The organism is Streptomyces sp. RLB3-17 (assembly GCF_007113425.2).
GTDB classification, from domain to species: domain Bacteria; phylum Actinomycetota; class Actinomycetes; order Streptomycetales; family Streptomycetaceae; genus Streptomyces; species Streptomyces mirabilis_D.
Map to the genome: position 1 here is coordinate 4677496 of NZ_CP041610.2, position 23595 is coordinate 4701090.

21 protein-coding genes, 1 tRNA gene and 1 pseudogene are annotated in these 23595 nt (G+C 71.5%); 11 read left to right on the forward strand and 12 right to left on the reverse strand.

What is annotated here, in order from left to right:
• Positions 1–247: 247 nt before the first annotated feature.
• Positions 248–721: an SsgA family sporulation/cell division regulator gene (locus tag FNV62_RS21350; RefSeq protein ID WP_054229684.1), complete on the forward strand. Its 474-nt coding sequence runs from the start codon at positions 248–250 to the stop codon at positions 719–721.
• 80 nt (positions 722–801) lie between these two features.
• Here FNV62_RS21350 and FNV62_RS21355 read toward each other — a convergent pair whose 3' ends face one another.
• Positions 802–2208, reverse strand: a complete 1407-nt coding sequence (locus FNV62_RS21355; RefSeq protein WP_097284911.1) for an FAD-binding oxidoreductase — start codon at positions 2206–2208, stop codon at positions 802–804.
• Positions 2209–2300: 92 nt separating this feature from the next.
• Between FNV62_RS21355 and FNV62_RS21360 the strand changes: the two genes are divergently transcribed.
• Positions 2301–3881 carry a tetratricopeptide repeat protein gene (locus tag FNV62_RS21360; protein ID WP_144315533.1) on the forward strand — a complete coding sequence of 527 codons (1581 nt, stop codon included), beginning with the start codon at positions 2301–2303 and terminating at the stop codon, positions 3879–3881.
• Positions 3882–4034: 153 nt separating this feature from the next.
• Here the strand turns inward: FNV62_RS21360 and hppD are convergent, their stop codons facing one another.
• Positions 4035–5180: a 4-hydroxyphenylpyruvate dioxygenase gene (hppD, locus tag FNV62_RS21365; protein ID WP_097284913.1), complete on the reverse strand. Its 1146-nt coding sequence runs from the start codon at positions 5178–5180 to the stop codon at positions 4035–4037.
• Between the two features lie 123 nt (positions 5181–5303).
• On the opposite strand from hppD, the gene FNV62_RS21370 reads away from it, so the two are divergent.
• From FNV62_RS21370 to FNV62_RS21390, 5 genes and pseudogenes are all read left to right on the forward strand, one after another.
• A complete protein-coding gene (locus FNV62_RS21370; protein WP_054229681.1) occupies positions 5304–5774 on the forward strand; it encodes an Lrp/AsnC family transcriptional regulator in 471 nt (156 codons plus the stop codon).
• Positions 5775–5794: 20 nt separating this feature from the next.
• Complete coding sequence (locus FNV62_RS21375) at positions 5795–6397, forward strand: ABC transporter permease (protein ID WP_143601798.1); 603 nt, start codon at positions 5795–5797, stop codon at positions 6395–6397.
• Positions 6398–6434: 37 nt separating this feature from the next.
• Positions 6435–6947: pseudogene (locus FNV62_RS21380) on the forward strand (ATP-binding cassette domain-containing protein); the annotation flags it as partial.
• 124 nt (positions 6948–7071) lie between these two features.
• The gene (locus FNV62_RS21385; RefSeq protein WP_054229679.1) at positions 7072–7674 is read left to right on the forward strand and encodes an ArsR/SmtB family transcription factor; all 603 of its coding nucleotides are present in this window, start codon (positions 7072–7074) and stop codon (positions 7672–7674) included.
• Positions 7671–7859, forward strand: coding sequence for a hypothetical protein (locus FNV62_RS21390; protein WP_054229678.1), 189 nt, complete (start codon positions 7671–7673; stop codon positions 7857–7859). The genes FNV62_RS21385 and FNV62_RS21390 overlap by 4 nt, the downstream gene beginning before the upstream one ends.
• 13 nt (positions 7860–7872) lie before the next feature.
• Here FNV62_RS21390 and FNV62_RS21395 read toward each other — a convergent pair whose 3' ends face one another.
• Genes FNV62_RS21395 through FNV62_RS21405 form a run of 3 tightly spaced genes read right to left on the reverse strand, consistent with a single transcriptional unit; the run spans position 7873 to position 10568 of the window.
• On the reverse strand, positions 7873–8661 hold the full coding sequence (locus tag FNV62_RS21395) for a PDZ domain-containing protein (protein WP_143601799.1): 789 nt from the start codon (positions 8659–8661) through the stop codon (positions 7873–7875).
• Positions 8662–8676: 15 nt separating this feature from the next.
• Positions 8677–9798 carry an o-succinylbenzoate synthase gene (gene menC / locus FNV62_RS21400; protein ID WP_097284916.1) on the reverse strand — a complete coding sequence of 374 codons (1122 nt, stop codon included), beginning with the start codon at positions 9796–9798 and terminating at the stop codon, positions 8677–8679.
• Positions 9795–10568 carry a chorismate synthase gene (locus FNV62_RS21405; protein WP_143601800.1) on the reverse strand — a complete coding sequence of 258 codons (774 nt, stop codon included), beginning with the start codon at positions 10566–10568 and terminating at the stop codon, positions 9795–9797. The genes menC and FNV62_RS21405 overlap by 4 nt, the downstream gene beginning before the upstream one ends.
• Positions 10569–10755: 187 nt before the next feature.
• Between FNV62_RS21405 and FNV62_RS21410 the strand changes: the two genes are divergently transcribed.
• Positions 10756–12348: a PucR family transcriptional regulator gene (locus FNV62_RS21410; protein ID WP_143601801.1), complete on the forward strand. Its 1593-nt coding sequence runs from the start codon at positions 10756–10758 to the stop codon at positions 12346–12348.
• A gap of 21 nt (positions 12349–12369) precedes the next feature.
• Here the strand turns inward: FNV62_RS21410 and FNV62_RS21415 are convergent, their stop codons facing one another.
• The gene (locus FNV62_RS21415; protein WP_225900320.1) at positions 12370–12873 is read right to left on the reverse strand and encodes a MarR family winged helix-turn-helix transcriptional regulator; all 504 of its coding nucleotides are present in this window, start codon (positions 12871–12873) and stop codon (positions 12370–12372) included.
• Positions 12874–12967: 94 nt separating this feature from the next.
• Between FNV62_RS21415 and FNV62_RS21420 the strand changes: the two genes are divergently transcribed.
• A complete protein-coding gene (locus FNV62_RS21420; RefSeq protein ID WP_144315535.1) occupies positions 12968–13789 on the forward strand; it encodes an alpha/beta fold hydrolase in 822 nt (273 codons plus the stop codon).
• Here FNV62_RS21420 and dapE read toward each other — a convergent pair.
• From dapE to FNV62_RS21445, 5 genes are all read right to left on the reverse strand, one after another.
• Positions 13770–14858, reverse strand: coding sequence for a succinyl-diaminopimelate desuccinylase (gene dapE, locus FNV62_RS21425; RefSeq protein WP_143608243.1), 1089 nt, complete (start codon positions 14856–14858; stop codon positions 13770–13772). The genes FNV62_RS21420 and dapE overlap by 20 nt on opposite strands.
• A complete protein-coding gene (locus FNV62_RS21430) occupies positions 14855–16375 on the reverse strand; it encodes an amino acid permease (RefSeq protein ID WP_144315536.1) in 1521 nt (506 codons plus the stop codon). The genes dapE and FNV62_RS21430 overlap by 4 nt, the downstream gene beginning before the upstream one ends.
• Positions 16376–16577: 202 nt before the next feature.
• The gene (locus tag FNV62_RS21435) at positions 16578–17222 is read right to left on the reverse strand and encodes an IclR family transcriptional regulator (RefSeq protein WP_054229670.1); all 645 of its coding nucleotides are present in this window, start codon (positions 17220–17222) and stop codon (positions 16578–16580) included.
• Between the two features lie 443 nt (positions 17223–17665).
• Positions 17666–19465, reverse strand: coding sequence for a DEAD/DEAH box helicase (locus FNV62_RS21440; protein WP_054229739.1), 1800 nt, complete (start codon positions 19463–19465; stop codon positions 17666–17668).
• A gap of 255 nt (positions 19466–19720) precedes the next feature.
• On the reverse strand, positions 19721–21163 hold the full coding sequence (locus tag FNV62_RS21445; protein WP_144315537.1) for an MFS transporter: 1443 nt from the start codon (positions 21161–21163) through the stop codon (positions 19721–19723).
• Positions 21164–21381: 218 nt separating this feature from the next.
• Between FNV62_RS21445 and FNV62_RS21450 the strand changes: the two genes are divergently transcribed.
• Positions 21382–21456, forward strand: a tRNA-Cys gene (locus FNV62_RS21450).
• A 195-nt stretch (positions 21457–21651) separates the two neighbouring features.
• Positions 21652–22173 (forward strand): hypothetical protein, encoded by a 522-nt coding sequence (locus FNV62_RS21455; RefSeq protein ID WP_097284922.1) that lies wholly within the window; start codon positions 21652–21654, stop codon positions 22171–22173.
• A 60-nt stretch (positions 22174–22233) separates the two neighbouring features.
• Here FNV62_RS21455 and FNV62_RS21460 read toward each other — a convergent pair whose 3' ends face one another.
• On the reverse strand, positions 22234–23412 hold the full coding sequence (locus FNV62_RS21460) for an SUKH-4 family immunity protein (protein ID WP_144315538.1): 1179 nt from the start codon (positions 23410–23412) through the stop codon (positions 22234–22236).
• Positions 23413–23595 lie beyond the last annotated feature (183 nt).

Sequence of the window (23595 nt, forward strand, 5' to 3'; positions counted from 1 at the left end):
TCCCGTATCTGCTCGGGGGTTTTTGGGGGTTCCACATCTATCAGACGGGCGCGCCTGTCAGCGGCGCTCCCGCCGTACCCACCTCTTTCGGGCAAGGTTCCGCCACAAGCGGTCGCCGCCCGGCACACGGTCTCGGAACGCCCGCCAAAAAACTTCTTCGAACCCGCGTAATGGTTCCGTGTGATCGCGCTCTCCACTCGTACGGGCCCGCCCTGAGGGCCCCGTACCCGAAAGGAAGCGCATCGACATGCACATCGTGGTGGAACGCGAACTCGAGATCGACCTCGTCCTGTCGCCCGAACGCAGCATCCCCGTACCGGCCCGGCTCACCTACCGCTCCGACGACCCGTACGCCGTCCACATCACCTTCCACATCGGCTCCGCCCATCCCGTCGGCTGGACCTTCGCCCGTGAACTGCTCGTCGAGGGGGTGTTCAGGCCGTGCGGTCACGGCGACGTACGGGTGTGGCCGACGAAGGTCGCGGGCCGCGGCGTCGTCCTGATGGCGCTCAGCTCCCCGGACGGGGACGCCCTCCTCCAGGCGCCCACCGCGCAGGTGTCCGCCTGGCTGGAGCGCACCCTGCAAGCGGTCCCGCCGGGCTTCGAGGCCGATCGGCTCGGCATCGACGAGGGCCTCGCCGAGTTGCTGACCCCGACCCCGGCCGACGACCTGTGGCTGCGCGACCCGTGGCCGTCGGACGAGTCGAAGGACGGCGAGTGAACCCGTTCGCGTCCCTGTTTCCGATACCGGCCCGGTGCGCGCCGACCGGGCCCGCGTCGCGTGGTGGCCGAGGCGGGGCGCTAGAGCACCTTGCCCGGGTTCAGGATGCCCAGGGGGTCGAAGGCGGCCTTGATGCCGCGCTGCATCTCCACGCCCACCGGTCCGAGCTCGCGGGCCAGCCACTCCTTCTTCAGGACTCCCACGCCGTGTTCGCCCGTGATGGTGCCGCCGAGTTCCAGACCGAGGGCCATGATCTCGTCGAAGGACTCGCGGGCGCGCCGCGACTCGTCGGGATCGTCGGCGTCGAAGCAGACGGTGGGGTGGGTGTTGCCGTCGCCCGCGTGCGCGCAGACACCGATGGTCAGGGAGTACTTCTCGGCGACGCGTTCGATGCCTTCGAGCATGTCGCCGAGCCGGGAGCGCGGCACGCACACGTCGTCGATCATCGTGGTGCCCTTGACCGCTTCGAGCGCGGTGAGCGACAACCGCCGTGCCTGGAGGAGCAGTTCGGATTCCGCCGCGTCCTCCGCGGGGACCACCTGCGTCGCGCCCGCGGCCTCGCACAGGGCGCCGACGGCGGCCAGGTCGGCGGCCGGGTCGTGGGTGTCGAAGGCGGCGAGGAGGAGCGCCTCGGTGGTCTCCGGGAGGCCCATGTGGGCCAGGTCGTTGACGGCCTTGACCGTCGTACGGTCCATGAGTTCGAGGAGGGAGGGGACGTGCCCGCCCTCCATGATCCGGACCACGGCGTCGCAGGCGGCCCGCGCCGATCCGAACTCCGCCGCCAGCACCAACTGCTGGGGCGGCTGCGGCTTGAGCGCCAGGATCGCCCGTACGACGATGCCGAGCGAGCCCTCGGATCCGACGAAGAGGCGGGTGAGGTCGTACCCGGCGACCCCCTTCGCCGTACGTCGGCCGGTGGACATGAGCCGTCCGTCGGCCAGCACCACGTCGAGGCCGAGGACGTACTCGGCCGTCACCCCGTACTTCACACAGCACAGGCCGCCGGAGGCCGTGCCGATGTTCCCGCCGATCGTGCACATCTCCCAACTGGAGGGGTCCGGCGGGTAGTACAGACCGTGTTCGTTCACGGCGCGGGAGAGGGTGGCGTTGATGACGCCGGGTTCCACGACGGCGATCCGGTCGACCGGGTTGATCTCCAGGATGCGGTCCATCTTCACCAGCGACAGCACGATGCAGCCGTCGGAGGCGTTGGCGGCGCCGGACAGGCCGGTGCGGGCGCCCTGCGGGACGACCGGGACACGCAGCTCGGTCGCGATCCGCATGACGTGCTGGACCTGTTCGACGGTACGGGGCAGGACGACGACGGCGGGGGTGCCCGCCTCGCAGAAGCTCGCCATGTCGTTCGCGTACGAGGCCGTGACGTCCGGGTCGATGAGGACGGCCTCGGCCGGCAGGCCGCTCAGCAGGCGGTCCACGAGGTTGCCGGTGACTTCGTCGCGCGGGGCTTCGATACGGCTCATGATCACAGCGTCGCACTCGGGGCCATCGGTGTGAACCCCATCCGCGCGGGGCTTGGCGTGCCGGGGTGTGGTCTTCGTATTGACGCACAGTGAGCGGCATGGAGATCGAAGAGCGACAGGCGGTGCTCACGGGGCTCGCGCCCCAGGGGCCCTCCGGGCGGCGTCCCTCCGTCGCCAAGCACGTGCTGATCGGCCTGGTGGCGGGGTCTGTCGTCCTCGGCGGGGTGCTGGTGCTGCTGCCCCCGCATCGGCGGACCGCGCCACCGCCGTCTTCGGGTCCGGCGGCACGCGCGGCGACGGCGGTGGTCGCCGGGATGCCCGTCGCGCTGCCCGATCTGGTGGCGCTCATCGGCGACCACGAGGCCCATGTGCGCGCCCATCCGCGCGACGAGCGGTCGTGGGCGGTGCTCGGCGCGGCGTATGTGGAGCAGGGACGGCGGACGGCCGCATCCGCGTACTTCCCGAAGGCCGAGCAGGCGCTGCGCACGTCGCTGGAGACGAAACCGAAGGGGAACCTGACGGCGCTGGAGGGGCTGGCCGCGCTCGCCAACGCCCGCAACGACTTCCGGACCGGGCGGAAGTGGGCCGAGGAGGCGCTGAAGCTGGCGCCGAAGCGGTGGACGGCGTATCCGCTGCTGATCGACTCCTGCAGCGGCCTCGGTGACTACAAGGCGAGCCGCGGCGCGCTGGAGAAGCTCCAGGGGCTGCACCACGGGCCGCCGGTGCTGGCCGAGGCCGCCCAGGTGTACTGGGACCGCGGCTGGCGCGAGGACGCGGTGGCCTCCCTCGCGGACGCGGCGGCGGCCGCCACCGCTCCGACCGAGCGGGCGACGTGGCTGGCGCAGACCGGCCGGCTCGCCTGGGAGCGCGGGGACCGCGAGGAGTCGCTGCGCTACTACGAGGCCGCGCTGAGCATCGACCCCGACCAGTACGGCGCGCTCGCCGGACAAGGGCGTGCGCTGGCAGCACTCGGACGCAGCGCGGAGGCGCTGCGCGCGTACCGGACGGCGCTCGCCCAGGAGCCCGATCCGCGGTACGCGCTGGAGCTGGGCGAGCTGTACGAGACGCTGGGGGTGCGCGACGCGGCACAGACGCAGTACGCCCTGCTGCGGGAGCGGGTGCGCACCGACGCCGCGGCCGGTGTCGACGACGAACTGGTCCTCGGACTGTTCGAGGCGGACCACGGCGATCCGGAGGACGCGGTGCGCCGGCTGCGCGAGGAGTGGGCGCGCCAGCCCGGGGTCGCCGTCGCGGACGCGCTGGGGTGGGCGCTGCACCGGGCCGAGGAGGACGAGGAGGCGCTGAAGTTCGCGACGCAGGCGACGGACAAGACGAAGGGCGGCGGCGTCCGCAGCGCGCTGTACGTCTACCACCGGGGGCAGATCGAACGCGAGCTGGGCCTGCTCGCGCCCGCGCGCCGCCACCTCGCGGAGTCCCTCCAGATCAACCCGTACTTCTCCCCCGTCCTCGCCCCCCAGGCCCGGCACGATCTGGCCGCCCTCGGCGAACCGCCCGCGGAGCCGCCGCCCGAGCCGAAGGACGAGACCCCGGCGGAAACGGAGGGCGCGGCGGGGCCGCCGGGCACCGCCGTGAATCCGGCGAACCCGGGGGCTACCCGTCAACCCAGGCCACACGCGCCGGCGCCGGCGCCGGCACCACGGCGTTCGGCGTCACGCTGACCGGCGACCGTTGACCGCTGTCCGCTGTCCGCTGACCGCTGACCGCTGACCGCTGACCGCTGACCGCTGACCGCTGACCGCTGACCGGCGAGCGATAGCCGCTGACAGACATCGGCTGACAGATGACGGATAACAGATATCCGCAGATGATTCCTACAGGTTGCCGCGCTTTTCCTGCTCCCGCTCGATCGCCTCGAAGAGCGCCTTGAAGTTGCCCTTGCCGAAGCCCATCGAGCCGTGCCGCTCGATGATCTCGAAGAAGACGGTCGGCCGGTCCTGGACCGGCTTGGTGAAGATCTGGAGCAGATAGCCGTCCTCGTCGCGGTCGGCGAGGATCTTGAGCTCGCGCAGGGTGTCGACGGGGACCCGGGTGTCGCCGACCCACTCACCGAGGGTGTCGTAGTACGAGTCGGGCGTGTCCAGGAACTGGACCCCGGCCGCGCGCATGGTGCGTACGGTCTGCACGATGTCGTTGGTGTTCAGCGCGATGTGCTGGACGCCCGCGCCGCCGTAGAACTCCAGGTACTCGTCGATCTGGGACTTCTTCTTGGCGATGGCGGGCTCGTTGATCGGGAACTTGACCTTGAGCGTGCCGTCGGCGACGACCTTCGACATCAGCGCGCTGTACTCGGTCGCGATGTCGTCGCCCACGAACTCCTTCATGTTCGTGAAGCCCATGACCTTGTTGTAGAAGCCGACCCATTCGTTCATGCGGCCGAGTTCGACGTTGCCGACGCAGTGGTCGATGGCCTGGAAGGTGCGGTGGGCGGGCGGTTCGACGATCGGGGCGGCGGCGGTGAACCCGGGGAGGTACGGGCCGTCGTAGCCGGTGCGTTCGACGAGCGTGTGCCGGGTCTCGCCGTACGTGGCGATCGCGGCGAGGACGACCGTGCCGTTCTCGTCCTTGAGCTCGTAGGGCTCGGCGAGCGGGCGGGCGCCGTGCTCGACGGCGTACGCGAACGCGGCGCGCGCGTCCGGGACCTCGATGGCTAGGTCGACGACCCCGTCGCCGTGCACGGCCACGTGCTCGGCCAGGAAGTGGCCCCAGGTGGTGGTGGGCTTGATGACGGAGGTGAGGACGAAGCGTGCCGAGCCGTTCTCGAGGACGTACGACGCCGTCTCGCGGCTGCCGTTCTCCGGTCCGGAGTAGGCGACCAGCCGCATGCCGAAGGCCGTGGAGTAGTAGTGCGCGGCCTGCTTGGCGTTGCCGACGGCGAAGACGACCGCGTCCATTCCCTTGACCGGGAAGGGGTCTGCCTGCCGGGCGGTGTCGGGAGTGAGGTGTGTGGTCTGCGTCATGGCCGCAGACTCTCTCCGTTCCACAAGGTGCGCAATAGTTTGCGGGAGAGCTGGACAATGTGCTCAGCAAAACGTCCACCTGAGCGGGCGTTCTGTACATGATGACCACCCCGGGAGGGCGGCATGGCGATCGATCACCTGGACGGCCGGCTCATCGTGCTGTTGGCCGAGGAGCCGCGCATCGGCGTGCTGGAGATGTCCCGGCGGCTCGGGGTCGCGCGCGGCACCGTGCAGGCCCGGCTGGACCGCCTTCAATCGAATGGAGTCATCCGGGGGTTCGGTCCGCAGGTGGACCCGGCCGCGCTCGGCTACCCCGTCACGGCCTTCGCGACGCTGCAGATCAGGCAGGGACAAGGCACCGACGTACGGGCGCACTTGGCGACCGTCCCCGAGGTGCTGGAGCTGCACACGACCACCGGCAGCGGCGACATGCTGTGCCGCCTGGTGGCCCGCTCGAACGCCGACCTCCAACGTGTGATCGACCGGGTCGTCGGTTTTGATGGCATCGTCCGGGCCTCCACGGCGATCGTCATGGAGAACCCCGTTCCGCTGCGGATCATCCCGCTGGTGGAGCAGGCGGCGACCGAGCACTGACCGAGGACCCGGGAGGTGGCGTGAACTTCTGGCAGTACGTGAGCAGCCGCCATCAGCAACTGCTCACGGACGCGTACCAGCACGCCGGCGTGGTCTTCCAGTGCATGGTCGTCGCGACGCTCATCGGTGTGGTGATCGGCGTCGTCACCTATCACAGCGACTGGGCGGGCGGCGTCGCCACGACCACCACCTCCACCATCCTGACCATCCCGTCGCTCGCCATGATCGGTCTGCTGATCCCGATCGTGGGCCTGGGCGTGCCGCCCACAGTGATCGCGCTGACGCTGTACGGGCTGCTGCCGATCGTGCGCAACGCGATCGTGGGCCTGCGCGGGGTCGACCCCGCGCTGGTGGACGCGGCGAAGGGCATCGGCATGTCCGGTCCGGCCCGGCTGCTGAAGGTCGAGCTGCCGCTGGCCTGGCCGCCGATCCTCACCGGCATCCGGGTCTCCACGCAGATGCTGATGGGCATCGCGGCGATCGCGGCGTACGCCTCCGGCCCCGGCCTCGGCAACGAGATCTTCCGCGGCCTCGCGTCCCTGGGCAGCAGGAACGCGCTCAACCAGGTACTCGCGGGCACGATCGGGATCATCATCCTCGCGCTGCTGTTCGACGCCGCCTAAGTCCTCATCGGTCGGCTGACGATTCCGAGGGGGATCCGTGCCTGAGACGACCGAGGTCGCAGGGCCACCCGAGGGCGCGCACACCTCCACGACCGGCGCCACCATCGAGCTGGAGAACCTCACCAAGCGCTACCCCAGCAGCCGGGAACCCGCCGTGGACAGCGTCAACATGGAGATCAAGGCGGGCGAACTGGTCGTCTTCGTGGGCCCGTCGGGATGCGGCAAGTCCACCACGCTCAAGATGATCAACCGGCTGATCGAACCGACCAGCGGCCGCATCCGCATCAACGCCGAGGACGTCACCGACATGGACCCGGTGAAGCTGCGCCGCAAGATCGGCTACGCCATCCAGGCGTCCGGGCTCTTCCCGCACATGACGGTCGCCCAGAACATCGCCCTCGTACCGAAGATGGTCGGCTGGTCGAAGTCGAGGGTCAGGGCGCGCGTCGAGGAGATGCTGGACCCGGTCGGCCTCGACCCGGCCGAGTTCCAGGGCCGTTGTCCGCGCCGGCTCTCCGGCGGCCAGCAGCAGCGTGTGGGCGTGGCCAGGTGGCGCTGGACTGGATGAAGCAGGAGGGGTTCGTCAAGGGAGGGTGAGCGGGGCGACGACTTCCAAAGAAGTGGTTGCAAAGAAACCCTTGCAACCACTTCTTTGCAACGTTACCTTTGGATGCATGGAAGAGCCCCAGGATCCCCAGGTCCGTAATCTCGACGCCCGCTCGCTGCGCGGGCTCGCACATCCCTTGCGCATGCAGCTTCTGGACGCTCTGCGCTTCGGCGGTCCGGCCACCGCGTCCCAGCTCGCCGAGAAGCTGGGCGAGTCGAGCGGTGCCACCAGCTACCACCTGCGACAACTCGCCGCCCACGGCTTCGTCGAGGACGCCCCGGAGCGGGGCAAGGGGCGGGAGCGGTGGTGGAAGGCGGCCCACCGGGGCCTGAGGTTCGACGACTCTCTGCTCACGGACACCGACCCGGTCGTGCGCGGGGCCGCCGACATGTACCTCCACGAGGTCGCGACCGCGCAGACCCGGGACCTGTCGACCTGGCTGGGCAACCGGGCCCAGTGGCCGGAGGAATGGTCCCGCGTCTGGGACATGAGCAGCGCGACGCTACGGCTGACCCCTGAGCTCACCCGCGAACTCGTCGAGAAGATGCACGCGCTCGTCGACAGCTACCGCGACCTGGCCGCCACCGAGGACGACGCCGAGGCCGCACAGGTCCGCTTCCACACCCACGCCTTCCCCCTCACGCAGGACCGAACGGAGACGCACCCATGACGCACGCCGAAACCCACCTCGCCCTGCACCACACCCGCGCCGCCGAGCTCCGGGCCCAGGCCGAGACGCACCGCCTGGCCGCCTCCGCCCGGCGCCCCGGTGAACTGCGGACGCGCCTCGGCTGGACCCTCGTGGAGGTCGGCCTGCGGCTCGCCGCCGCGCCCCGCGTCGCCGTCGCGCACTGACGCGGGCCGCCGGCTAACAACTGGGGACCGAGCCCTTCCCCTTCTCCAGGGACACCAGCGCGTCGACCGCGCCGTTGAGCGTGGTCACCGGAACCAGTCGCAGCCCCTTGGGCAGTTCCGACCTGGCGTCCGAGCACTCCGCCTTCGGGACCAGGAAGACCGTCGCGCCGTCGCGCCGGGCGGCCTGCGTCTTCAGGGCGACCCCGCCGACCGCGCCGACCTTGCCGTCGGCGTCGATCGTCCCCGTACCCGCGACGGTGCGACCGCCCGTGAGGTCGCCGCCGCTGCCGTCGCCGTCCAGCTTGTCGATGATTCCGAGCGTGAAGAGCAGTCCGGCGCTGGGCCCGCCGACGTCGGCCAGCTTGAGCGTGACCTTCACGTCGTTCTTCTCGTGCAGATAGGACAGGGCCGCTTTGGTGGCCGTGTCCTGGGACTGCTTCATCTGGTCGGCGTTGTGCTGCTCGATCTCCTTGACGGAGTTCCCGCTCGGGTAGACCGAGTCGCGCGGCATCACGGCCCGGTCCGTACGGAACCAGCCGTCGATCACGTCACCCAGGCTGACGCTCGCGTCCGGCCCGGTCGCCTCGATCGTCGTCATCCGCAGCTGCCCGTTCGTCTTGCGGGTGGGCGCTCCACTGATCGTGATCACGGGGTCGCCCTTGTTCTCGCCCAGGACGTTCGCCGTCATGCCAGGCTGCGCCACGGAGAACGGCAGCGGCGCGAACGCCGCCGTGGCGAGCAGGGCCACGACGGGAACGGCGCAGACGGTGATGGCCTGGAGGCGCGTGAGGCGAGAGAGCACAGGATCAATCTAACGTCACCGCTCGGCGCGGCCTCCGTACAGGTCCCGCCGGGCGGTGGTGAAGCGGCGCAGCGCCTCCGGCAGCGGCTCGGTCCCGATGCCCGGGGTGCGCGGCACCGGCAGATGACCGTCCTGAAGGACGAAGGGCTCGGTGATGTCCTCGGCGAAGTAGCGGCTGGAGGCGGAGGTGTCACCGGGGAGGGTGAAGCCCGGCAGGGCCGCCAGGGCCAGGTTCGGGGCCCGGCCGATGCCCGTCTCCAGCATGCCTCCGCACCAGACCGGTACCCCGTGCGCGTGGGCGACGTCGTGGATGCGGCGCGCCTCCAGGTAGCCGCCGACCCGGGCGGGCTTCACGTTGACCACCCGGCAGGCGTCCATGGCGATCGCGGAGGCGGTGTCGCGGGCGCTGTGCAGGGACTCGTCGAGGCAGACGGGGGTGATGATGCGCTGCTGGAGCCGTGCGTGCGCGTGGAGGTTGTTCTCCTCCAGCGGTTCCTCGATGAGCAGCAGTCCGAACGCGTCGAGCCGGCGCAGGTGCTCGGCGTCCGCGAGCGAGTACGCCGTGTTGGCGTCCACCTGGAGCGGCAGGGCGTCCCCGAAGCGCTCGCGCACGGCCCGTACGGGCTCCAGGTCCCAGCCGGGTTCGATCTTCAGCTTGATCCTGACGTACCCCTCGGCGAGGTAGCGCTCGACGTCGTCGAGGAGTGCCGGGACGGAGTCCTTGATGCCGACCGACACCCCGGCGGGCACGCGGTCGCGGACGGCTCCGAGCCAGGTCGCGAGCGACATGCCGTAGGAGCGCAGCTCGGCGTCGAGGACGGCCGTCTCCAGGGCCGCCTTGGCCAGCTCGTGCCCCTTGATCTTCGCCGTCGCGGGGGCGAGCGCGGCGGCCGTGAGGTGCGGGAGGGCGGCCACGCGCGGCAGCAGGAAGTCGCGGAGCACGATCTCGGCGCCGGCCACGAACTCCGAGCAGTACAGCGGCTCGGGGTCGGCGGCGAACTCCGACCAGCCCTCGGCCGCGTCCGTGACGACATGGAGGAGGAAGGTGTCCTTCGTCGTCATGGTCCCGAAGGAGGTACGGAAGGGGGTGACGAGGGGCAGCGCGATGTGGACGACTTCGACGCGTTCGAGTTTCATGCGGCGCCTTCCGTGGTGGGGCGGGTGAGGGTGTACCAGCCGTCGCGGGACATCCCGGTGGCGACGTACCCCTCGGCGAAGGCCTCCGTGAAGACCGCGCGGACGGCGTGGCGCCAGCGCAGCGCGAGCGTCGGGTCGGCGGCGCGCAGCTTGACGATGTCGTCCGGGACCCGGCACCAGATGTGCCGGTCGGAGGTGTCGCGGCGGGCGAGGAAGGCGTCGTCGGGGGCGAGGTGGGTGACGGGCGCGGCGTCACGGTCGCCCGTCTCCCGGGGCGTACGGGGCGCGGTCAGATCCCAGGTCACCGTCAGCCGGTCGCTCTCGTCCCCGTCGTTCACCCCGTCCGCCATGGGCCCGTAGAAGTCGACCAGGTACTCCGTGCCGGTGGCCCCCAGCTTGACCAGGTTGAAGCGGGCGTTGCGGCCGACCAGCGGATCGAAGGTCCAGCGCATGGTGCGGGCGCCGCGTTCCATGGCCCAGCCGCGCTGGGCCTGCTTCACGGCGTACCCGAGCCCGCGATCGGCCGCGGCGACCAGGGAGTACGTGTCCTGCCGCCCCGGCTGCCCGAACACGGCGACGGCGGCTCCGGCCAGCCGTGTCCCGTCGTACGCGGCATGCACCGCGCCCCCGGCGTGCACCAGGCTGTGCAGCACCTCCGCCGGATAGGGCGGGCTGCTGCGGGGCATCTGCCAGACGTCGCTGAAGAGGTCGGCCACCGCGGCGATCCCGGCGACGTCGTGAACGGTACGGATGCTCACTTCTTCGGTCATGGAACCGAGTGTCGAAGCTCGTGGCGGCGCCCGCGTTGTACATCAGGACAACACATGCGTACGTTCCTGATGAGATCGGCCAACCACGCCCGGCCGAGACCGGCCGACCATCCTTGTCATCCCCATCGCCATCGCCATCCCCATCGCCATCGCCATCGCCATCGTCATCCCCTCGGGAAGGAGCCGCGTGGACGCCTGCACCCTCGGTGACCTGCTGGACGTCGTCGGCGGCCCCTCCGTACGACTGCAGACCGCGCCCGCCGGGCTCGCCGTGCCCGTCACCGAGGCGCTGCTGTACGACGCCCACGCGCCGCTGCCCCGTGCGCCCGGGGCGCTGCTGCTCGCGGTCGGGGTGCGGGCGTCCGCGGCGGGGCCGCTCGCCCGGGCGGCGGCGGAGGCGGGGATGAGCGGGCTGGTCGTACGCGGCCCGGACGGCCCGCTCGCGGAGGCGGAGTCGGCGGGTGTGGCCCTGCTGTCCGTGGACGAGGACGCCGCGTGGCACCACGTACATCTGCTGCTGGCCTCCGCGATCGGCGCCCGGCCTTCGGCCACCGGGAGCGGTCTGGGGGACCTGTTCGCGCTGGCCGACGCGGTGGCCGCGGCCGTCGGTGGCGCCACCGCGATCGAGGACCCGCGGCAGCGGATCCTCGCCTACTCGACGGTTCCGGGACAGCCGGTCGACGAGGACCGCCGCACGGGCATCCTCGGCCTCCAGGTACCCGGGAGCCCCGCCAACTCGGAGCAGTACCGGGTGCTGTTCGCGGCCGAGGGCGTGGTCCGGCTGCCCGCGCTGGCGGGCAGCGACAACCTGCCGCGGCTCGCCGTCGCCGTGCGGGCCGGCGGCGAGACCCTCGGCTCGCTCTGGGTCGTCGACGACGGCCTCGCGCCGGACGCCGAGGAGGCCCTCGCCCAGGGCGCGTCCACGGCGGCGCTGCTCCTGCTGCGGGCCCGCGCCGCGCAGGAGCTGGCCCGCCACCAGAACGGCGACCTGCTGCGCCGCCTGCTCGACGGCACCGCCGACCCGGCGGGCGCCGCCCACCGCCTGGGCATGGGCCTCGGCCCGGACGGAAACCCAGCGCCCGTGCGCGTGGCGGCCTTCGTCCTGGACTCAAGCGTCTCGGCGGCGGACGTCGAACAGACCGCGCTACGGCTCCTGGACCTCGTACGCCTGCAGTGCGAGGCGCGCTACGGGCGGCACGCGGTCGTCCTCGTCGACGGGGTCGTGTACGCGCTGCTGCCGGCGCTCGGGGAGCGTGGCGGAGCGCCCCGGAGGCGAACAAACAGCCACAGAGGGCTGGCGGAGGACATCGTGAGGCGGGCCGGGCAGGCGTTGCGCGTGCCCGTGCGGGCCGGGCTGGGGGATGTGGTCGGCGGGCTCGCGGAGGTGCGGGCCTCCCGGGACGACGCCGACCTCGTCCTGCGGGTCCTGGGCCCCGAGTTGCCGGTGGCGACCGTGGAGGAGGTGAGGCCCCGCGTCACCCTGCTGCGGCTGACCGAAGTCCTGGGTGAGCGGCGGGAGTTGAGTGCGGGCGGGTGGCGACGGGTCCTCGCGCACGACGCCGAGCACGGCACCGAGTACGCGCGCACCCTCGTCGCCTGGCTGGACGCGGGCTGCGACATGGCGGGCGCGGCGCGGCTGCTCGCCGTGCACGCCAACACCTGCCGCTACCGCCTCCGGCAGGCCCAGCAGCAGCTCGGCATCGACCTCGACGATCCCGACGAACGGCTGGTGCTGTGGCTCCAGTTGAGGACGCTGGGCGGGCTCGGCAGCCGCCACTGAGCCGCCCTTCGGGCCCGGCCGTCAGTTGACGTCCACGTCCTCGAAGACCTCCAGCATGCGCGTCAGCACCCGTACGCACCTCTCCACGTCCGCGCCGGTGAGGTCGCCGCCCACCCGCTTCAGCAGCGCGCTCTCGCGGGTGATCACCGCGTCGATGGCCGTACGACCGTCGTCGGTCAGCCGGATCAGCGAGGACCGCTGGTGCGCGGGGTTGGCGACGGCCTCGACCAGGCCGTGGGCCGCCGCCTCGTTGACCATCCGCTGCACGAACTGACGGCTGAGCGCCTGCGCGCGCCCCATCTGGGGGACCGTCAGGGGCCCCTGCGCGCGCAGGAGATCCAGGACGGCGCGCACGCCGATGGACAGGCCTTCGATCGGCTCGTTCAGCTCCACCTTGCGGGTCACGCGCCGGTACAGGGGCCCCAGTACGGCGAACACCTCGTAGAGGCGGGGGGCGAGGTCGTCGGGCGGGAGCGGCTTGGAGTCGTCGGGCTTGCCGGTGTCGGGCTTGCTGGTGTGGGTCACGGAAACAGGATGACACCCTGGTTGCCAAGTTGGAGCCAACATGACACCTTAGTTGTCATAGCTGATGCCTCTCGGATGCCTCTCAGGAGTGGTCATGACCGATGCCGCACAGGTGTTCATGTTCGAGTCCGCCGACGGTCCGCTCGCCTACCGCGACGTCGGCACCGGTCCCCCGCTGGTGCTGCTGCACGGCGGCTTCACCGACCACCGCATGTGGGACGACCTGGTGCCGCTCCTCGCGGCCGACCACCGGGTGATCGCGCCCGACGCCCGCGGCCACGGCCGGTCCGCCAACGCGACGAAGCCCTTCCGCCCCACCGACGACCTCGCCGCCCTCCTGCGCCACCTCGGCACGGGTCCCGCGATCCTCGTCGGAATGTCGATGGGCGGGGCCACCGCGGTCGACACCACGCTGGAGCACCCGGACCTCGTCCGCGCGCTCGTCGTCAGCGGCGCCGGGATCGCCGACCCGCAGGACATCGACGCCTGGACCCTGGACATCCAGAACAGCTGGAACGGCACCCTGGCCGCCGGCGACATCGACGGCTGGGTCGACATCTTCGCCTCGGCCGTGGCCGGCCCGCATCGCACGCTCGACGAGGTGGACCCGGAGGTCGTACGGCGGGTACGGGAAATGGCGCGGGGGACCATTTCCAAGCACACGCCCGACGAACCCGACCGGTCCGTCCCCGTCACCGACATCCCGGCGCGCGCCAAGAGCATCACGGTCCCCGTCCTGGCCATCAACGGCGCCCTGGACGCGGCCGGTCTGATCGCGATGGCCGACCGGCTCGTCGACGCCGTCGCCGACGGCCGCACCGCCACCGTCGAGGGCACCGCCCACTACGCCAACATGGAACAGCCCCGCGTCTTCACCGAGTTCCTGCTGAAGTGGCTCAGCGGCCTGCCCGCCTGAGCCACCGAGTCAGCCGCTCCTCGCACGCCCGCAGCTGCGCCACGGGGACGTACTCCCCCGCCGTGTGGGCGAGGACCGGATCGCCGGGGCCGTAGTTGAGGGCGGGCGTGCCGAGGGCGGCGAAACGGGCCACGTCCGTCCAGCCCAGCTTCGGACGGGGCGTGGCCCCCAGCACGCGGACGAGCGAGGCGACCGCGTGCCGGTCGAGCCCGGGCAGCGCGCCCGGCACGACCTCCGTGACGTCGACCTCGTACTCGTCCTCGGGAAACAGATCCCGTACGTACGTCTCCGCCTCCGCTGCCGAACGGCTCGGAGCGAAACGGGAGTTGATGGTGATCACGCACTCGTCGGGGACGACGTTGCCCGCGACCCCGGCGCGTACGGCGACGGCGTTCAGCCCCTCCCGGTACTCCAGGCCGTCGATCACGACCCGCTCCGGGGTGTGGTCGGCGAGGCGCTGGAGGACGGCCCCTGCGCGATGCGCGGCGTTCACCCCCCGCCAGGCGCGCGCGGTGTGTGCGCGCTCGCCGCGGACCGTGATGTCGGCCATCAGCACGCCCTGGCAGCCCGCCTCGACCCCGGCGTCGGACGGCTCCATGAGGATCGCGAGGTCGGCGTTCAGCAACTCCGGCCGTACGGCGGCGATCCGGCCGAGCCCGTTGCGCTCGCCCTCGACCTCCTCGCACTCGTAGAAGACGTACGTGAGGTCGCGGGTGGGCTCGGGGACCGTCGCCGCCAGCCGGAGTGCGACGGCGACTCCGCCCTTCATGTCGCAGGCCCCGAGCCCGTACAGGAGGTCGCCCCGCAGGAGGGACGGCAGGTTCCCGGCGGCGGGCACGGTGTCCAGGTGGCCCGCGATCAGGATCCGTTCGGGGTGGCCGAGGTCGGTGCGGGCGACCACCGAGTTGCCGATCCGCTCCACGGTGAGGTGCGGGAGGGTGGCGAGGGCCGCCTCGACGGCGTCCGCGAGCCGGGCCTCCTCGCCGCTCTCGGAGGGGAGGTCGACGAGGGCGCGGGTGAGGGCGACGACGTCGGCGGTGAGATCGAGGGTGTGGCCGAGGGTGCTCACGCCGTTTCCTTGTCGCCGGGCTTGTCGCCGGAGCCGACCTTGTCGCCGGAGCCGACCTTGTCGCCGGAGCCGAGTCTGTCGCCGAGCTTGGAGTGCTTGATCCCGTACAGCCAGTAGATCACCAGGCCGACGGCCATCCACCCGCCGAACGCGGCCCAGGTGTCCGGCCCCAGGCTGAACAGCATGTAGACGCAGAAGCCCACACCCAGGATCGGCGTCACCGGCGAGAAGGGCACCCGGAAGGAGCGGGGTGCCTCCGGGCTGCGGCGGCGCAGCAGGACGACCGCCAGGTTGACCAGCATGAAGGCGAAGAGCGTGCCGATGCTGGTGGCGTCGGCGAGCGCGCCCAGCGGGACGAGCGCGGCGAGCACGGCGATGAAGGTGGAGACGATGACCGTGTTGGCGCGCGGCACCCCGGTGGTGGGGTGCACCTTGGAGAACAGCGGCGGCACGAGCCCGTCCCTCGACATCGCGAAGAGGATGCGGATCTGCCCGTACTGGACGGTGAGCACGACGCTCGTGGTGGCGACGACCGCCCCGACGGACAGCAGGATCGGCCACAGGCTGCCGCCGCCGACGGACTGCACGAGCACCTCGCTCAGCGTGGCCTCCGTGCCCTCGAACCTCTTCCACGGCATCGCGCCGAGCGCGGCGACCGCGACGAGGACGTACAGGGCGGTGACGAGGACGAGGGAGAGGATGATCGCGCGGGGCAGGTCGCGCTGCGGGTTCTTCGCCTCCTCCCCCGCCGTCGAGGCGGCGTCGAAGCCGATGTAGGAGAAGAAGAGCGAGGCGGCGCCCGCGCTCATGCCGGCGGTGCCGAGCGGGAAGAGGGGCGTGAAGTTCCCGGCGCGGAAGGCGGTGAAGGCGACCGCGCAGAACATCACCAGGGCGGCGATCTTCACGCCGACCATGACGGTGTTGGCGACGGCGCTCTCCTTGGCTCCGCGCAGCAGCACGACCATGGCGAGGACGACGATGGCGGCGGCGGGGATGTTGAGGACACCGCCGGCGCCGGGCGGCGCGCTGAGCGTGTCGGGGAGGGTGACCCCGACGGTCAGGTCGAGCAGTTCGTTGACGTACTGCCCCCAGCCCACCGCGACGGCGGCCACGGACACCCCGTACTCCAGGATCAGACACCAGCCGCACACCCAGGCGACGAGCTCGCCGAGGGTGGCGTACGCGTAGCTGTAGGAGGAGCCGGAGCCCGGGATCATGCCGGCCAGTTCGGCGTACGACAGCGCGGAGAACAGCGCGGTCACACCGGCCAGGACGAACGACACGACGATGGCGGGACCGGCCTCGGGCACCGCCTGGCCGAGGACCACGAAGATCCCGGTGCCGAGCGTGGCACCCACGCTGAGCAGGGTGAGCTGCCCGACGCCCATCGTCCGCCTGAGCGGGCTCCCGGCGGCCTCGGCGACCAGCGATCCGACGCCCTGACGCCGGGTCAGCCGAGCCGCCCGTCCGCCTCCTCGGCCGACGTCCGGCCGTGTACGTACCGTCTCCGTCTCCACGCCTTGTCTCCCTGCGCCGTTCACCGATCCGCCTTCAGTGCCCTGATCATGCGGAGGGCGGGGCGGCGGACGGTGGGAGCATCGGCCAGAGATGGCGGGGACGGTTTGGCGGGTCGGCCAAAGCCAGGGAGTGACTGGAAACAAGGGCCGTCAGCGCGACGGAGTACGGGGCGTCGACTCAGCACCGTGCGGGCCCGGGGGCTCAGCGCAGTGCGTCCGCGACCTCCCGCGCCGCGTCCACGACCCTCGGCCCCACCCGTTCCGGCACGGAGTCCGCGAGCATGACGACACCGACGCTGCCCTCGACCCCGGTCACCCCTATCAGGGGAGCGGCGGCCCCGCTCGCGCCCGCCTCCAACTCCCCGTGCGTGAGCGTGTATCCCGGGGCGTCCGCCGGACCGGGCTGCCGGGCGGCGAGGATCGCGCGGCCCGCGGCGCCCCGGTCCAGCGGATGACGGAACCCGGCGCGGTAGGCGACGTGATAGTCCGTCCACGTCGGCTCCACGACGGCGACGGCGAGCGCCTCGGTGCCGTCGACGAGCGTCAGATGGGCCGTGGCCCCTATGTCCTCGGCCAGCGCGCGCAGCGCCGGCAGCGCGGCCTCCCGTACCAGCGGATGCACCTGGCGCCCCAGCCGCAGCACCCCCAGCCCGACCCGGGCGCGGCCGCCCAGATCCCGGCGTACGAGCGCGTGCTGTTCCAGCGTGGCGAGCAGGCGGTACACAACGGTCCGGTTGACGCCCAGTTTGTTCGAGAGCTCGGTGACGGTCAGCCCGTGGTCCGTGTCGGCGAGCAGCTTGAGGACACGCAGTCCCCGGTCGAGCGTCTGAGAGGTCTCCGCGGTCACGACGCCCACTCCTTAGTGGTGAGGTCGGCGGCCCCTCGCGGCGGTTGCGTCTCCGAGTCCCGTCGGCGACGCGCTTCAGAGGCCGCCGTCGGCTGACGACCCGGGCTCTTCCCGGGCGGAGTCGCTACACGGCTGCGCTCCGCGGCGGCGCTGCCACGGGGCGTGTGCGTAGCGGGACAGTAGCGAGCCGGTTCGCTCAGCGGAAGTCTCCGTCCAGAATCCGGTCACGACCTGGCACGAACTCCTCCCCTTTGTCGATCCTTTGTCCTGATAAGCACGGCGCACACCACGTGTCGCACACGCCCCCTACACACAGCGCGCACATGCGCAGAACGCCCCCTGAAAGGGGCGCGAGGAACTGCGCGACCAGCCCCCACCGGCCCTCAGCCGAAGCACAACCCGTCGCCCCACGAACCGCGACCGCCCAGGCACAGCGCCCGGCGTCACCGCATACGGGTGGCCCACTCCTGCACCTTGGCGATCCGCTGCCGCAGCTGACCCGCCGTCGCCTCCGCGCTCGGCGGACCCCCGCACACGCGGCGTAGTTCGGTGTGGATCACGCCGTGCGGCTTGCCGCTCTGGTGGACGTACGCGCCGACCATGGTGTTGAGCTGCTTGCGCAGCTCCAGCATCTCCTTGTGCGAGACCACGGGCCGCCGCTCGGCGGGCAGTTCGAGGAGGTCGGCCTCCTCGTCGGGCTTCTTGCGGCTGTGCGCGATCTGCCGCGCCTGCCGCTTCTGGAGCAACAGCTGCACCTGGTCGGGTTCGAGCAGCCCCGGAATCCCGAGGTAGTCCTGCTCCTCCTCGCTCCCCGGGTGGGCCTGCATCCCGAACTCGGCGCCGTCGTACAGCACTCGGTCGAAGACGGCCTCGGACTCCAGCGCCTCGAAGGAGAACTGCTCCTGCTCGCCGGTGTCCTCGTCCTGCTCCCGGTTCGCCTCGTCCATCTCCTGCTCGGACTCGGCGTACGGGTCCTCCTCGCCCTCCTTCTTGGGCTTGTCGAGGACGTGGTCGCGCTCGACCTCCATCTCGTTGGCGAAGCCGAGGAGGTCGGGGACGGTCGGGAGGAAGACGGAGGCGGTCTCGCCGCGCCGCCGGGACCGTACGAAACGGCCGACGGCCTGCGCGAAGAACAGGGGCGTGGAGATGGTGGTGGCGTACACGCCGACGGCGAGCCGCGGCACGTCGACGCCCTCGGACACCATGCGGACGGCGACCATCCACCGGTCCTCGCTGTGGCTGAACTCGTCGATCCTGTTGGACGCGCCGGTGTCGTCGGACAGGACGAGGGTCGCCTTCGTCCCGGTGATCTCACGGATGAGCTTGGCGTAAGCGCGCGCGGAGTCCTGGTCGGAGGCGATGACCAGCGCGCCCGCGTCCGGGATGCCCTTCCTGACCTCGGTCAGCCGCTGGTCGGCGGCGCGCAGCACACTGGGCATCCACTCGCCACGCGGGTCGAGCGCGGTGCGCCAGGCCTGCGAGATGGCGTCCTTGGTCATCGGCTCGCCGAGCCGGGCCGCGATCTCGTCCCCCGCCTTCGTGCGCCACCGCATGTTGCCGCTGTAGGAGAGGAAGATGACGGGCCGCACGACGCCGTCCCCCAGCGCGGACCCGTACCCGTAGGTGTAGTCGGCGGACGACCGCCGAATCCCGTCGTTTCCCTCTTCGTACGTGACAAAGGGAATGGGATTGGTGTCGGACCGGAAGGGCGTACCGGTGAGCGCGAGCCGCCGCGTGGCGGGCTCGAACGCTTCGAGGCAGGCCTCGCCCCAGGACTTCGAGTCACCGGCGTGGTGGATCTCGTCCAGGATGACGAGGGTCTTGCGCTGCTCGACACGGTTGCGGTGGAGCATGGGCCGCACGCCCACGCCCGCGTACGTCACGGCGACGCCCTGGTACTCCTTGCTGAGCGGACCGGCGCTGTACTCGGGATCCAGCTTGATCCCGATCCGCGCGGCGGCCTCCGCCCACTGCTTCTTCAGGTGCTCGGTCGGCGCGACCACGGTCACCTGCTGCACGACGTGGTGGTGCAGCAGCCAGGACGCGAGCGTCAGCGCGAACGTCGTCTTGCCGGCGCCGGGCGTGGCGACGGCCAGGAAGTCGCGGGGCTGGTCCTGGATGTACTTCTCCAGCGCCCCCTGCTGCCAGGCACGCAGCTTGCTGGCGGTACCCCAGGGGGCGCGGCCGGGGAAGGCGGGTGAGAGGTGGTGCGAGGTGGATGCGCTGGCGGCGGTGGTAGTCACGGTCTCCGTGGTGGGGTCGAGCGGCTCGGCTACGTATGACAACCGGGCCACCCTACCGGCGCCCCGGAGCTGTCAACGCGCGGACGACGCCGGGTCAGCCACGGATGGGACCCACCTCACAAACCCCGCAACCGCCCACCGATCACCCCGGCGCCGTGCTCCACACCGGCCGCCACGTCGATGACCAGGTAGTACGAGGCCGGCCGGTGCACGGGGCCGTACTCGCCCGATCCGGAGCGCCGCTCTCCTTCCAGATCACCGCTCTCGCAATCGCGTCGTCACCCAGGCCCCCACCAACGCCACCCCGGCCATCGGCAGGAACACGGCGGCGAACGCGGTGGGGTGGGAGCCGTCGGCCGTCGAGGTGGCCGTCTCCGCGACCTTGCCGCCGCCCAGCGCCGCGAACGCCGCGCCGCCCGCCGCGAGGAGCGCGATGTTGGAGAGGCCGTCGGAGATCTGGAGCGCGGCGGAGTTGGAGCCGACCTCCTCCGGCGTCGAGAGGCGCAGCAGCAGCACGCTGGTCGAGGCGATCACCAGCCCCATCCCGAAGCAGCCGAACCCCCAGGCGACGGCGACGATCCACACGGGCACAGCGGGGATCAGCACGCTGGGCACGACGGCGACGGCCGCAGCGAGCAGCACCATCCCGAGGAACATCAGCCGGTCCCGGTACGGCTCCGCGCGTGGCCGCGACTGCACATACGACCCCAGCGCCCAGGTCCCGCCGGCCGCCGCGAGGGAGAACCCGGCGAGCGTCGGCGACAGCCCGCGCTGGGTGACCAGCATGAGGGGCACAAAGGACTCGGCGGCGATGAAGGCACCGGCGGCCAGCCCGCGCAGCAGCACCACGGACGGCAGCCCGCGCGCCGCCCGGTAGGTGCCGCGCGGCAGCAGCCCGAGGACGGCCGGGACGAGCAGCGCGGCGCCCGCGAGGCCGGGGACGAGGGAGAGCGGGGCCAGGTCCTGGGCGGCGTACTGGAGGAGTCCGGAGCCGAGCGAGATCCCGAGCGCCAGCCGGATGCGCCGCCGCTCGAAGGGCTCGCGACCGGCGGTCCCCCCGTCCGCCGACCGCCCGGACGACAGCCGGCGTATCCGCGGCAGCGCGAGCGCCAGCGGAAACACGACCAGCACCGGTATCCCGGTGAACACCCACCGCCAGCCCAGGTGCTCGGTGACCGTGCCCGCGATCAACGGTCCGACCACGGACGGAATCACCCAACTCGCCGCGAACGCCGCCATGATCGCCGGGCGCAGCCGCTCCGGGTAGGCCCGCACCACGACGACGTACAACGCCACGACGACCAGCCCGCCGCCGAGCCCCTGCACCGCCCGCCCGAGAAGGAACAGCCACATGGTCCCGGCCGTCCCGGACAGCAGCAGGCCCGCCGCGAAGGCCGTGATCCCCGTGGTCAGCGGTGCCAGGGGCCCGTCGCGGTCCGCCCACTGTCCGGCGAACACCATCCCGAACAGGCTCGTCGTGAAATACGCCGAGAACGCGAACGCGTACAACGACACCCCGTCGAGCTCCCGCGCCGCGACGGGCATCGCCGTCCCGACGGCCGTCGCCTCGAAGGCGATCAGCAGCTCCACGAACACGATCCCGATGCTGAGCGCCCGATAGGGACGGCTCAGCACACCCCCCTCCCCCTTGCCCTCGGCCGGGGCGGTCGCGGCATCACGTGCTTCCAGCGCTGTCATGGCCGCCAGCGTAAGGGCCACGACTGACAGTGACTCCTGTCCAAAGACCGTGATCGCCTGGGTCTTTGGTCGTACGCCACAGGTCCGGGAACCGGCGTTCATGAACGGCGTGTGGCAGTCCCGTTGCAGCGCTCCCGCACCTCTTGAGCCCACCCTCCGCCCCGCCTACGTTCAACCCATCAGGTTCGGAACGAGTGAGCCGTGCCGCACCTGAGAACGGCCGTGTGCCCGAGTGGCTCAGGGGCTCGCCTGCAAAGCGAGTTACGCGGGTTCAATTCCCGCCACGGCCTCCAGTGCCTCGACGAGGCAAAACAGAAGGGCGGCACCCTCCGAGGGTGCCGCCCTTCTGGTCGTCCGTCTCAGTTCCCGTCTCAGTTCCCGTCTCAGTCGGCCGGTACGAGGGGGCCTGGTGACGGACCGGCGCACGTGAGGTGTACGGTCCCGATCCTGCGCCGAGATGAGGGGCGCCCGGCCTGTATGGGGGAATCGTGGGTCAGCAGCCCGTTCCGGCGCCGAAGAAGCCACTGAGCAGGGGAAAGAAGATCGCCATCGGTATCGGGGTACTGATCGCAGCTCCGCCGCTCGTCGCAGGCGTGATCTCTGGAGTCAAGGGTGCCGCCACACACGACACCTCGGCAGCGGCCGCGACGCCTGGAGCGAGCCACAGCGGTCCGGCGGCGACGCCGTCAGCGAAGAAGAAGCGGGCCCTGGCCACCCACCCGTCGACGCCTGGGCCGGCGCAGAAGCTGGCCGACCTCGATGGGATCGGTCGGCCCGCCAGCATGTACCAGCAGGTTCTCGACGCATTGGCGCCACGCTGCACGGAGAACCGCCCGCGCCTGACCGCCATCGTCACCTCCACGCTGGAGGACCTGAAGAAGAACGGTGTCAACGACGAGGACGGATTCAGCGTCCTGCAGCACCTGGAGCAGTCGGTGCCCGCCGGGAACCCGCGGGTGAACTGCGCGTCGGTGGCGGCGGCTTACGCCACCCTGCGCGAAGGAAACTAGGACAACCGGATCCCGTCGTGGTCACAGTGCCGCAGACCGAGGGCGAGCGGTCGCGGGCGGCTAGCCGTGGAGGGTGCCGCCCGCCTCGTCCTCGAATATCTCCGGCCAGTAGCGCCAGCCGTCGTCGCCCTCCAGCGTGGGAGTGGGGTCGCAGGCGATCGGGTCGACCGTGGCGAGGGTCTGGGCCATGGTCGCGGCCAGTTGTTCGTAGGAGTCGGTGAGGTCGTGGGTCGCGTCGAGGGCCTTCTCGCGGTGGAGCAGCCAGAGGGTGAAGGCGAGGGTGGAGATGTCGGCGTTGAGGGGGCGCAGGGTGATGTCGGGCTCGCTCCAGGCGAGGACCGCGCCCGTGGTGCCGTCCACGACGAGGCTGGTGTCCTCGATGAGGTAGCCGAGGCGTATCAGGCGGTCGGCCGTCGGGGGCAGTTCGTCGGCGGAGAAGTCGTCGGGGCGCTGGTCCGCGTAGTAGTCGGCGAGGGCCGGCAGGGGCACTTCCGTGTCCAGCTGGAAGAGGAGGCCGTCCTCGGGCAGGCCGGTCTCGCGCAGGAAGCGTCGGGTCGGCTCGTGCACGAGCGCGGGCGGGAAGTCGACGTCCTCGAAGCGCATGATCGCGCCCGCGCCGAACTCCTCGTCCAGCAGCCGCTTGGGGAGGTCGAGGACGAGGCCCTCACCGGGGCCCGCGATCCGGGCGAGGGGGCGGATCAGGGCGGCCATCCGCCAGTACGGCGCCACCTCGCCTCCCGCGCCCGCCTCGAAGACCGCGGCGAGGGACTCGGAGGCCTCCGTGACCGCCTTCGCGCCGAACCGGCCCTCGTAGGAGGCGAACCGTCCGCGGGACGCCGTCAGTTCCTCCGTGGCCGCCGAGAAACGCACCAGGGCTTCCAGGGAGGGGGCCAGGGGCGCGAGGTCCATCAGAGCCGGGTCGGAGAAGAAGTACGTCGTGGCGACCTCCCCCGTCGCCCCGTCCAGGACGATCGACTCCAGGTCCCGGTCGAAGGTCCGCAGGGCTCCCACGACCAGCTGGTCCTGGAGCTCCGTGGCGAGCTTGTCGGCGTCACCGGCCAGGTCCTCGACCCTGCGCAGCCCGTGCTCCCGCAGGGCGCCGAAGCCCAGCAAAGTGCCCTCGGCCGGCAGTCCGGGCCCCGTCAGCCACTGCCGTGTGTCCGTGTGCGTGATGTATGGATCCAGCTCGTCCTCGGTCAGCGTGATCGCGCCGACGACATCGGTGTCAGTCGTGCTCATGGCTCCCCCGCGCATGTGAACGCATATGTGCTTCCCGCGGGGAACTCGCCGCCGCCCAGCGGCAGTTCCCCACTGACCGAGAACCATACGCCGCCCCACTGACAACGCCGGAAACCCGCAGGCACGCAGGACGTACGGCCCGGAAACACGCGGGTTCAAGCCATCGGGGGGCGCCCGGTCGTG

What these genes read in the sequence shown, in the direction of transcription:
- FNV62_RS21385 (WP_054229679.1), top strand. Translation starts at nt 7,072, where the DNA reads ATGGAAGAGCCCCAGGATCCCCAGGTCCGTAATCTCGACGCCCGCTCG.
- FNV62_RS21390 (WP_054229678.1), top strand. Translation starts at nt 7,671, where the DNA reads ATGACGCACGCCGAAACCCACCTCGCCCTGCACCACACCCGCGCCGCC.
- hppD (WP_097284913.1), bottom strand. Translation starts at nt 5,180, where the DNA reads ATGACGCAGACCACACACCTCACTCCCGACACCGCCCGGCAGGCAGAC.
- FNV62_RS21350 (WP_054229684.1), top strand. Translation starts at nt 248, where the DNA reads ATGCACATCGTGGTGGAACGCGAACTCGAGATCGACCTCGTCCTGTCG.
- FNV62_RS21420 (WP_144315535.1), top strand. Translation starts at nt 12,968, where the DNA reads ATGACCGATGCCGCACAGGTGTTCATGTTCGAGTCCGCCGACGGTCCG.
- menC (WP_097284916.1), bottom strand. Translation starts at nt 9,798, where the DNA reads ATGAAACTCGAACGCGTCGAAGTCGTCCACATCGCGCTGCCCCTCGTC.
- FNV62_RS21405 (WP_143601800.1), bottom strand. Translation starts at nt 10,568, where the DNA reads ATGACCGAAGAAGTGAGCATCCGTACCGTTCACGACGTCGCCGGGATC.
- FNV62_RS21445 (WP_144315537.1), bottom strand. Translation starts at nt 21,163, where the DNA reads ATGACAGCGCTGGAAGCACGTGATGCCGCGACCGCCCCGGCCGAGGGC.
- FNV62_RS21460 (WP_144315538.1), bottom strand. Translation starts at nt 23,412, where the DNA reads ATGAGCACGACTGACACCGATGTCGTCGGCGCGATCACGCTGACCGAG.
- FNV62_RS21360 (WP_144315533.1), top strand. Translation starts at nt 2,301, where the DNA reads ATGGAGATCGAAGAGCGACAGGCGGTGCTCACGGGGCTCGCGCCCCAG.
- FNV62_RS21370 (WP_054229681.1), top strand. Translation starts at nt 5,304, where the DNA reads ATGGCGATCGATCACCTGGACGGCCGGCTCATCGTGCTGTTGGCCGAG.